At 71.9% G+C, this 9,083-nt stretch carries 8 protein-coding genes and 1 pseudogene; 3 read left to right on the forward strand and 6 right to left on the reverse strand.

Translation table 11 applies throughout. The features are described 5' to 3' along the window. Both AB0B48_RS29630 and AB0B48_RS29635 read right to left on the reverse strand, forming a co-directional pair. A pseudogene (locus AB0B48_RS29630) lies at nucleotides 1–94 on the reverse strand (amino acid-binding protein); the annotation flags it as partial. Continuing rightward, a complete protein-coding gene (locus tag AB0B48_RS29635; protein ID WP_357207211.1) occupies nucleotides 70–780 on the reverse strand; it encodes a methyltransferase domain-containing protein in 711 nt (236 codons plus the stop codon). The gene AB0B48_RS29635 and the pseudogene AB0B48_RS29630, both read right to left, overlap by 25 nt. Before the next feature lie 28 nt (nucleotides 781–808). On the opposite strand from AB0B48_RS29635, the gene AB0B48_RS29640 reads away from it, so the two are divergent. Next, nucleotides 809–1,216 carry a MerR family transcriptional regulator gene (locus AB0B48_RS29640; protein ID WP_357207213.1) on the forward strand — a complete coding sequence of 136 codons (408 nt, stop codon included), beginning with the start codon at nucleotides 809–811 and terminating at the stop codon, nucleotides 1,214–1,216. Here AB0B48_RS29640 and sthA read toward each other — a convergent pair. The 4 genes from sthA to AB0B48_RS29660 all read right to left on the reverse strand — a co-directional run bounded on the left by sthA (nucleotide 1,213) and on the right by AB0B48_RS29660 (nucleotide 5,612). Continuing rightward, nucleotides 1,213–2,616 carry a Si-specific NAD(P)(+) transhydrogenase gene (gene sthA, locus AB0B48_RS29645; RefSeq protein WP_355006606.1) on the reverse strand — a complete coding sequence of 468 codons (1,404 nt, stop codon included), beginning with the start codon at nucleotides 2,614–2,616 and terminating at the stop codon, nucleotides 1,213–1,215. The genes AB0B48_RS29640 and sthA overlap by 4 nt on opposite strands. A 53-nt stretch (nucleotides 2,617–2,669) precedes the next feature. Further along, a complete protein-coding gene (locus tag AB0B48_RS29650) occupies nucleotides 2,670–3,692 on the reverse strand; it encodes a fibronectin type III domain-containing protein (RefSeq protein ID WP_357207215.1) in 1,023 nt (340 codons plus the stop codon). Between the two features lie 88 nt (nucleotides 3,693–3,780). Then, nucleotides 3,781–4,419 carry a response regulator transcription factor gene (locus tag AB0B48_RS29655; protein WP_357207217.1) on the reverse strand — a complete coding sequence of 213 codons (639 nt, stop codon included), beginning with the start codon at nucleotides 4,417–4,419 and terminating at the stop codon, nucleotides 3,781–3,783. Then, nucleotides 4,416–5,612: a histidine kinase gene (locus AB0B48_RS29660; RefSeq protein WP_357207219.1), complete on the reverse strand. Its 1,197-nt coding sequence runs from the start codon at nucleotides 5,610–5,612 to the stop codon at nucleotides 4,416–4,418. Before AB0B48_RS29660 ends, AB0B48_RS29655 begins: the two co-directional genes overlap by 4 nt. Before the next feature lie 146 nt (nucleotides 5,613–5,758). On the opposite strand from AB0B48_RS29660, the gene AB0B48_RS29665 reads away from it, so the two are divergent. Together AB0B48_RS29665 and AB0B48_RS29670 are read left to right on the forward strand one after the other, a co-directional pair. Continuing rightward, the gene (locus AB0B48_RS29665) at nucleotides 5,759–6,517 is read left to right on the forward strand and encodes an ABC transporter ATP-binding protein (RefSeq protein ID WP_357207221.1); all 759 of its coding nucleotides are present in this window, start codon (nucleotides 5,759–5,761) and stop codon (nucleotides 6,515–6,517) included. Beyond that, entirely contained in the window at nucleotides 6,514–9,045 is a 2,532-nt protein-coding gene (locus AB0B48_RS29670; protein ID WP_357207222.1) for an ABC transporter permease, read from the forward strand. Before AB0B48_RS29665 ends, AB0B48_RS29670 begins: the two co-directional genes overlap by 4 nt. Nucleotides 9,046–9,083: the final 38 nt, after the last annotated feature.

Genomic DNA, 9,083 nt, shown 5'->3' on the forward strand with positions numbered 1-9,083 from the left:
TCTCCGCCACACCGGCCGGCAACTCGACCTCCGCCAGGACCACGTAGAGCGCACCGGTCAGCCGGGTACTCAGGTCGGTGACATTCCCCCCGGCGCGGCGACGAGGAACATCGGGACGACGACGAGGATTCGGTTCGTCCGGGCGCGCTCGGCCTGCTCGGCGAGCCAGATCTCCTCGTCGGTGATCCGTTCCAACAGCTTGAGCGCGGTGTCCTCGGTGAACACCGCGCTGTGCACCTCGACGATCGGGTCGGTGAAGCCGGCGTCGAGAAGCAGGTTGCGATACCTGCGGGCGACGCGCGGCGACGGGAGCGAGTCTGCCCGCGCGTGGACCAGCCGGCGAGTGGTCTCCGGCTGGTCCGAATCGATGGCGATCAGGTCCCAGTCCTGGCCCAGCAGTACGGCTCGACCGCCCGGTGTGAGCACGCGCCGTGCCTCGGCCACGGCCCGCGCCGGATCGTCGAGCACGTGCAATACCTTGTCCGCCCGGTAGTACGTGGCCGATCCGGTCTCGATCGGCAGCTCGGTGGCGTCGCCGACGTGGAACTCGCCGGCAGGCCAGCGCGCGCGGGCCACGGCGATCATCTCGGGATCGACGTCGACGCCGACCGCGTGGGCTCCGCGCACGGCCAGTTCGCCGACGGCACGGCCACTGCCACAACCAACGTCGACGACGGTTCGGCCGGTGAGGTCGCCGAGCAACTCGTAGGAACGGGCGCGCAGTGCGACGGCCGTGGGTTCGCTCTCAATCGCATCGAGGGCAGCTAGAAGACTGGACATGCCTGCCAGCCTCGGACTTAATGTCGACATGAAGTCAAGCCCGATGACGATCGGCGAGGTGGCCGACCACTTCGGCCTGCCAGCGCACGTACTGCGGCACTGGGAGTCGGTGGGCCTGCTCCGCCCAGTGCGGGTCACCGGCGGTCGTCGCCGCTACACCCGCGACGACCTGTTCAGGGTGGCCTCGATTCTGCGCGCGAAGCAGGCCGGCCTGTCGCTGTCGGACATCCGGGCGTTCCTCGCCGCGGGCGACCCGGCCGCCCGAAAGGACGTACTGCGCCGCAACCACGACGCGGTGCAGGCCAGGATGGCGGCGCTGCGCTCGGCGCTCGATCTGCTTGCGGCCGGGCTGAACTGCTCACACGAGGACATCTCGACCTGCCCGAACTACCGCATTCAGCTGGCGGAGCTGGTCGAGGTCGGCGGTGGTGGCTAGCCGTCGATGCGGGTGATGTTGCGGATCTTGTTGGACGCGTCCAGGGCGGCGACCTTGTACGCCTCGGCCAGCGTCGGGTAGTTGAACACCGCGTCGACGAGATAGTTGATCGTGCCCCCGCAGCCCATCACCGCCTGACCGATGTGGACGATCTCGGTGGCGGCGGTGCCGAACACGTGCACCCCGAGCAGTCGACCGTCGTCGGGGGAGACGAGCAGCTTCAGCATGCCGTACGAGTCGCCCACGATCTGACCCCGCGCCAACTCCCGGTACCGGGCGATGCCCACCTCGAACGGTGTCGAGCTTTCGGTGAGCTGCGCCTCGGTCTGTCCGACGAAGCTGATCTCCGGAATCGTGTAGATGCCGATCGGTTGCAGGCCGTGCATCTCCCGGATCGGCTCGCCGCAGGCGTGCTGCGCGGCCAGCCGACCCTGTTCCATCGAGGTGGACGCGAGCGCGGGAAAGCCGATCACGTCGCCGACGGCGTAGATGTTCTCCACCGCGGTGCGGTAGTTGGCGTCGACGGTGATCCGGCCGCGTCGGTCCGCCTCCAACCCGGCCGCCTCCAGCGCCAGGTCGTCGGTCTGGCCCTGCCGGCCGGCCGAGTACATCACCGTGTCGGCGACGATCTTCTTGCCGCTCTTGAGGATGCACAGCGCCGCCGTCTGGTGCTTTTCCACGGCGGCGACCTCCTCGCCGAAGCGGAACGCCACGGACAGGTCGCGCAGGTGGTACTTGAGTGACTCGATGATCTCGTCGTCGCAGAAATCCAGCATCCGGTCGCGGCGTTCCACCACAGTCACCTTGGTGCCGAGCGCGGCGAACATCGAGGCGTACTCCATGCCGATCACGCCGGCGCCGACCACGACCATGCTGCGGGGTACGGCCTGGAGGTTGATGACGCCGTCGGAGTCCACGATCGTCCGGTCGTCGAAGTCGACGCTGTCCGGGCGGGCCGGGCGGGTGCCGGCGGCGATGACGCTCTTGTCGAAGGTCACCTTGGACTCGCGGCCGGAGCCGCCGTCGACCCAGATCGAGTGCGCGTCGGCGAAACGCCCGGTGCCGGTGATCATCGTGACGCGGTTGCGGGACAGTTGGTTGCGGATGACGTCGGTCTGCCGGGTGATGACGTGCTGGGTCCGGGCCGCCAGGTCGCTGACGGTGATGTCCTCCTTGACCCGGTAGCTGCTGCCGTACAGGTCGCGCTGGCTCAGGCCGGTCAGGTAGAGCACGGCCTCGCGCAGGGTCTTGGAGGGCACGGTGCCGGTGTTGATGCACACCCCACCGATCATGTCGCGGCGGTCCACGATGGCGACCCGCCTGCCGAGTTTGGCGGCGGCGATCGCGGCCTTCTGACCGCTGGGCCCGGAGCCCAGCACCAACAGGTCGTAGTCATACACAGGCGTTAGCGTCGCAAGATGTCGCGGCGCACGCCAGACCCCGGAGTTGAGCGTTATTCGTCTGCCACCGTGCAGAGGCCGCCGTTCAGCGTGATTTCCTCCGGTAGTTGCGTCCCGGTGGCGACCAGCCCCACCGACACGGTGCCGCCGGGCGGGATCAGCTTGTTGTGGCGCACGTTGCGCACCCGCAGGTAGCTGCTGTCGCGGTCGACCACCTCCGCGCCCCACAGGCTGTGCAACTGCTGGCCGGCGTAGAACCGCCACCTCATCGTCCACCCGTCGATCGCCGTCGGGCCGGTGTTCGTGATCGTCAGACGCGCCACGAACACGTCGGGCCACTGCCCCACGATTGACCGGACCGCGCAGCTCGGCGGCGGCGGCAGGGTGGTGACGGTGACTGGTGCGGACAGCACGGACAGCAGTCCGACCTCGTCGCGGGCCCGCACCACGAAGGTGTACGTGGTGTTCGGCGCCAACCCGTTGATCGTGGCACTGTTGACCGGCGGGTACTGGGAAACGTCGCGGACCAGCGTGAGAGCGCCGCCAGCGTCCACCCGGAACACCTCGTACCGTTCGAGCGCCGCGTTCTCCACCGAGTGCGCCCAGCGCAGCCGGACCGCCGTGGCGGTGACGTCGGACGCCACCGGTTGACCCGGCGCGCCCGGCGGTTGGTCGTCCCCCGGTGGCATGGTCAGCCGCAGGCTCGGGTTCGACGGTGAGCTGTTGCCGGCCGCGTCCAGCGCCGACACGAAGAAGGTGTACGTGCGCGACGGCCGCAGGCCGGTGATCCGAATGCTGTTGGTGTCGGTCGACCAGGTCAGGCCGTTGTCCTCGAACTGCGCGGAGACCGGGTAACGGACCACCCCCACGTTGTCGGTCGAGGCAGCCCAGGTCAGCTCGACCGAGGTGGTGTCGATGGCGGCGACAGTGATCGGGCCGGGGGCGGTGGGGGGCTCGGTGTCGTCGGCGGCCGCGTACGCCGGGGTCGCGCCCGTCGCCACCAGGACTGCCGTGAGCGTGCAGGCGGCCAGTGCGGCGGCCCTGGACCGGGCGCCGCGCCTCGGATGATCGCGCATGGTTGATCGCCTCGCTTCGAGTGACCGCAGCGGACCAGTCATCGACTGATGACGATGATAGGTCGGCGGTGGTCGGGGCGTTGTCCCGTCAGCCGACGAGGCGCCGTTCCCAGGCCCAGGCGGCGATCTCGACCCGGTTGCGGGCAGTGAGTTTCATCTGCACGCTCGCCAGGTGGGTCTTGACCGTGCCCACGGCGATGAAGAGCTGGGTGGCGATCTCGGCGTTGGTCAGGCCCCGGGCGACGAGCTTCACGACGTCGAGTTCCCGTGGCGACAGGCCGCCGTCGTCGCGCGCCGGGGCCGGCGAGCTGAGGTGCTCCAACAGCCGTACCGTGATCGAGGGGCTGATCAGCGCGTCTCCGGACACGGCCGCGCGGACGGCCTCCACCAGCAGGGCCGGGCCGGAGTCCTTGAGCAGGAAGCCGCACGCTCCGTTGGAGAGCGCCGTGTGTACGTACTCGTCGAGGTCGAACGTCGTCACGACGACCACCCGGATCGGGTCGGCGACGCCCGGCCCCGCGAGCAGCCGCAGTGCCTCCAGACCGTCGAGGCGGGGCATCCGGATGTCCAGCAGCACCACGTCCGGACGCAGTCGTCGGGCCAGCTCGACGGCCTGGACGCCGTCTGCGGCCTCGCCGACCACCTCCAGGTCCGGCTGGGCGCCAATGATCATGCCGAAGCCGGTCCTGACCATGGCCTGGTCATCGGCGATCAGCACCCGGATCACCGGGCCACCGCCACGTGGAGCGGGAACGCCGCGTCGAGCACCCAGCCACCGGCGACGCCAGGCCCGGCGGTGATCGTGCCGCCGAGGGCGCGTACCCGCTCGGTGAGGCCGATCAGGCCGAAGCCGTGCCCCCGGGCCGGCGCGGTTCGCAGCGACGCGCCGTCGTCGGCGACCCGGACCAGCAACCAGTCAGGGGTACGCCGCACGGCCACGGCCACGGACCGCGCGTCCGGCGCGTGCTGGCGGGTGTTGGTCAGCCCCTCCATCACCACCCGGTACGCCGACGTCGAGACCTCCACCGGCAGTCCGTTCAGGTCGCCGTCGACGTGCAGTCGTGCCGGCGCGTTCGCCGCGCCGTTGAACCCGGTCAGCAGCGGTTCCAGCTCGGTCACCCCGGCCAGTGGCGCCAGCGGCGCGTCCGGCGGGGCCTCCGGGTTGCGCAGGATGCCGACCATCCGCCGCATCGAGGCCATCGTCTCCGCGCCGGCCCGCTCGATCTGCTCCAGGGCGACGATCACCCGCTGCGGGTCCTGCTCGGCGACGAACCGGGCGCCCTGTGCCTGCACCACGATGCCGGTGACGTGGTGGGCGATGAAGTCGTGCAGGTCCCGGGCGAACTCCGCACGCTGCTCGGCCCGTACCAGGGCGATGGCCCGCTCCCGGCCGACCGCCACGACGCGCAGGTAGAGCCCCACCCCGGCGGCGCCGGCAGCGGCGATCACCTGAAGCAGACCGAAGATCACCAGGAGGCTGTCGGCGCCGGAACGCAGCGGCAGCGCGGCGACGGCGAGCCCGGCGACCACCGCCGCCGCCGGGGCGAGTCGGGGCGCGCCCCAGCGCGTCACCACGAAGACCACCCCGATCAGCCCGGCCGACTCGGCGAGCCCCCAGCTGCCGCCACCGAGCCCGTAGCGGCCGTCGGGAATGATCACGATCGCCGCGGTCACGACCAGTGACGCCGAGGCGAGTATCAGCGCGGCCAACGGCAGCCGGCGGGAGCCCGGTCGGTGCACCGGCAGCCAGAGCGGGACCGTCGCCACCGCCAGCCCCACCCGTACCAGCAGGAGCAGCAGGGCGGCCAGGCTCGTGGGCGAGCTGTACCGCAGGTCGAAGAGGGCGAGCAGCCCCATGGCCACCAGCCCGGCGGTCTGGGCCAGGCGTACCCACCATCGTCGAAGATCCGGCGTGCTCATGGTGACCCAGCGTAGCCAGCCGGACGGAGGTGTCGGATCGGCCAAAAGGCAGACCCCGCACCGGCGATACCCGGCCCCGGGCCGATGCGCCCGCCCGCCGGTCGCGGCGAGGCTTTCCCGGTCACCACGCAGCCACTGGAGGAACGATGACAACCCACGCCCCGCCGGAGACCAGCCACGCCGCGGTAGCCGCGGTCGACCTGGTGAAGGTGTACGGCAGCGGCGACACGGCCGTCCGTGCCCTGGACGGGGTCTCGGTCGGCTTCGGCCGGGCCGAGTTCACCGCCATCATGGGCGCGTCCGGATCCGGCAAGTCGACCCTGATGCACTGCCTCGCCGGCCTCGACACGGCCACCTCCGGTCGCGTCCTGCTCGGCGGCACGGAGCTGACCGGCCAGTCGGACCGGACGCTGACCCGGGTACGCCGGGAACGGATCGGGTTCGTCTTTCAGTCCTTCAACCTGCTGCCACAGCTCACTGCCGCACAGAACATCACCCTGCCGCTGGACCTCGCCGGTCGGCAGCCCGACGCCGAACTCCTCGCGCACCTGGTGCGGATGCTGGGCCTCGGCGACCGCCTGAACCACCGGCCCAGCGAGCTGTCCGGCGGTCAGCAGCAGCGGGTCGCGCTCGCCCGGGCGCTCGTGGCGCGCCCCGAGGTGGTCTTCGCCGACGAACCGACCGGCAACCTCGACTCCCGCTCCGGCGCGGAGGTGCTCACCATCCTGCGCGACTCGGTACGCGACCTTGGCCAGACCGTCGTCATGGTCACCCACGACCCGATCGCCGCCGCGTACGCCGACCGGGTGGTGCTGCTCGCCGACGGGCGGCTGGCCGGTGAGATCGACAAGCCGAACCAGGTGTCGGTCACCGACGCCCTGCGTGACCTGGCGGCCCGCCGATGAGGGCGGCAGTGCTGCGTACCCAGACGACCGCCGCGGCCCGACGGCCCGGCCGGCTGATCCTGACCGGCCTGGCGATCCTGGTCGCGTCGTTCGTCGTCTTCGGCACCGTGCTGGTGCAACAGATCACCGAACGGACAGTGCGGGACAACCTCAGCGGCACTCCAGCCGTCACCGACCTGGTGATCGGCAGCGTCGACGTGCCGCCACCCACAGTGCGGGACGTGCAGCAGATCCGGGCCGTGCCCGGGGTTGCCGAGGCGGTCGCCCGGGTCGCCACCGGGGTCTCGATCGGCGAGGGATACCTCAACCTGCAGTCCGATCCGGGCGCCGGCCCGCTGAGCACGGTCCGGGTCGTCGAGGGCAGGTACCCCGACGCCCCGGGCCAGATCGCGATCACCCCGCGCACCGCCGAGCGGCTCGGGCTGTCGGTCGGCACCACCACCAGCGCTACCGGCGGCGAACTCAGCGCGCCCGCTCCGCTCACCGTGACCGCCATGGTGGAGACCACCGCCGACGCCGGCAACGACGCGTACGCCCCGGAGAGCGCCGTGATCGGCTGGGCGCGACTGACGGCAGTGGATCGCGTGGACGTGCGGGTGACGCCCGGCACCGAAGCCGACGCGGTCCGCCAACGGGTGACCGCCGTGGTCGCCGCCCAGCCGATCCGCTCCGGTGCCGAGGTACGCGACGCCGAGGCCAACGCGGTGGCCGAGCAGGTCGGGAAACTCTTCATCCTGGTCGGCATGTTCGTCTCCATCGCGGTCGCCGCCGCCGCGCTGGTGGTCACCTCGACCTTCCGCATCGTCTTCGCCCAGCGGATGCGGCAGCTCGCGCTGCTGCGGGCGGTCGGCGCGAGTCGGGCCACCCTGGTGGGGGCCCTCACCGCCGAGGGCGCCCTGACCGGGCTGGTCGCCGGCGTCGTCGGGGTCGCTGCCGCACTCACCCTCGGGTACGCGCTGCCGCCGGCCCTGCGCGCCGCCGGCCACCAGGTCTCCACGCCGGGCCTGCCGCTGGTGGCGGCGGTCACGGTGGTGATCGGCGCTGTCGTGATCACCGTGCTGGCCGTGCTGGCACCGGCGCTCTCCGCCGCCCGGGTCTCCCCGCTGGAGGCCCTACGGTCGGCGAGCACCACCGCCGGCCGCCGCGGCATCGGCGCGCTGCGTCTGGCCTTCGGGCTGCTCCTGGCCGTCGGCGCGATCCTGGCGGCGGTCGGGACGATCAGCCGGTTGCCGAAGCCGGAGCAGTCGAACTACGACGCGTCGATGCCACTGCTCCTGCTGATCGGGTCCGGCACGTTGGCGTTCTTCGCGCTGGTGGCCCTCGGCCCGCTGCTGGTGCGCCCGGTGCTGGCCGTGGTGGGTTGGCCGCTGCGCCAGCTCGGGCCGATCGGGCGGATGTCGATCGGCGGGATCGGCGGTGCCCCACGCCGCGCCGCTGCGGTCTCCGTCGTGGTCGCCCTCGGCGTGACCCTGATCTCCGGGGTGGTCATCGGCGGCGCGTCGTTGCAGATCCTCGCCGACCGCGAGATGGCGCTGTCGGCTCCGACCGACTTCGAGGTCACGACCAACGGTGGGACCCTGCCGCCGGCCGTGGTGACCCGGGCCGAGGCGGCGCGCGGTGCGCTGGCCCGGGTGGTGCCGTACCGGAGGGTCGACGACGCCCGGCTGCTGCGCGGCGCGGACAAGCTCGGCGACGTCGAGGCCGGTTATCCGACCAGCGACCTGGACCTGGCCGCGTTGCCGAGCACCAAGGCCCTGGACGTGGCCCAGGGCGCCCTGACCGATCGCGGACCCGGCCGGATCGTGGTCAACAGCTGGGTCGCGCGGGACGCGGGTCTGCGGGCCGGCGACACGGTCACGCTCGCCGTCGCCACCGGCCGGGTCGACGTGCGGGTGGCAGCGGTCCTGCCCGGTGACGGTCCGCTGCACGCGGGCATCCTCGCCGATCCGGCGGACCTGGACCGGCTCGGTGTGCCAGCCGCGTACACCGGTCTGCTGGCCGACGCGGCCGGGGCCGGCGAGGACGGTCGCACCGCCGGGGTGCGGGCGCTGCGGCAGGCGATCGGCGGCAGCGACGGGGTGGGCCTCGCGGTGCTCGCCGACGAACGGGACCGCAACGACGCGTTGGTGCGCACCCTGGTCTGGATCGCGGTGGGTCTGGTCAGCCTGACCGTGCTGATCGCTGTCGTCGGCGTGGGCTCCACGACAGCGCTGTCGGTGGTGGAGCGGGTCCGCGAATCCGGTCTGCTCAGGGCGATCGGGCTGTCCCGGACCGGTCTGCGCACCATGCTGACCGTCGAGTCGGGCCTGTACGGGGTGATCGGCGCGACCATCGGCCTGGTGCTCGGCATTCCGTACGCCTGGTTGGCCGTCCAGACCCTCGGGATCGAGGCGCCGCTGACCGCGCCGCTGCTGCCGCTGGCCGGGCTCTTCGTGGTGCTGGTCGGGCTGACCGCGCTGGCCGGGGTGCTGCCGGCCCGTCGGGCGTCACGGGTCAGCCCGGTGGAGGCGCTGGGGGCCGAGAACTGAGCACCGTCGTGGGGTGGCGCCGGGCCCTCGGCGCCACC

Origin of the sequence: Micromonospora sp. NPDC049089 (assembly GCF_040648775.1) — a bacterium.
Lineage (GTDB): Bacteria > Actinomycetota > Actinomycetes > Mycobacteriales > Micromonosporaceae > Micromonospora.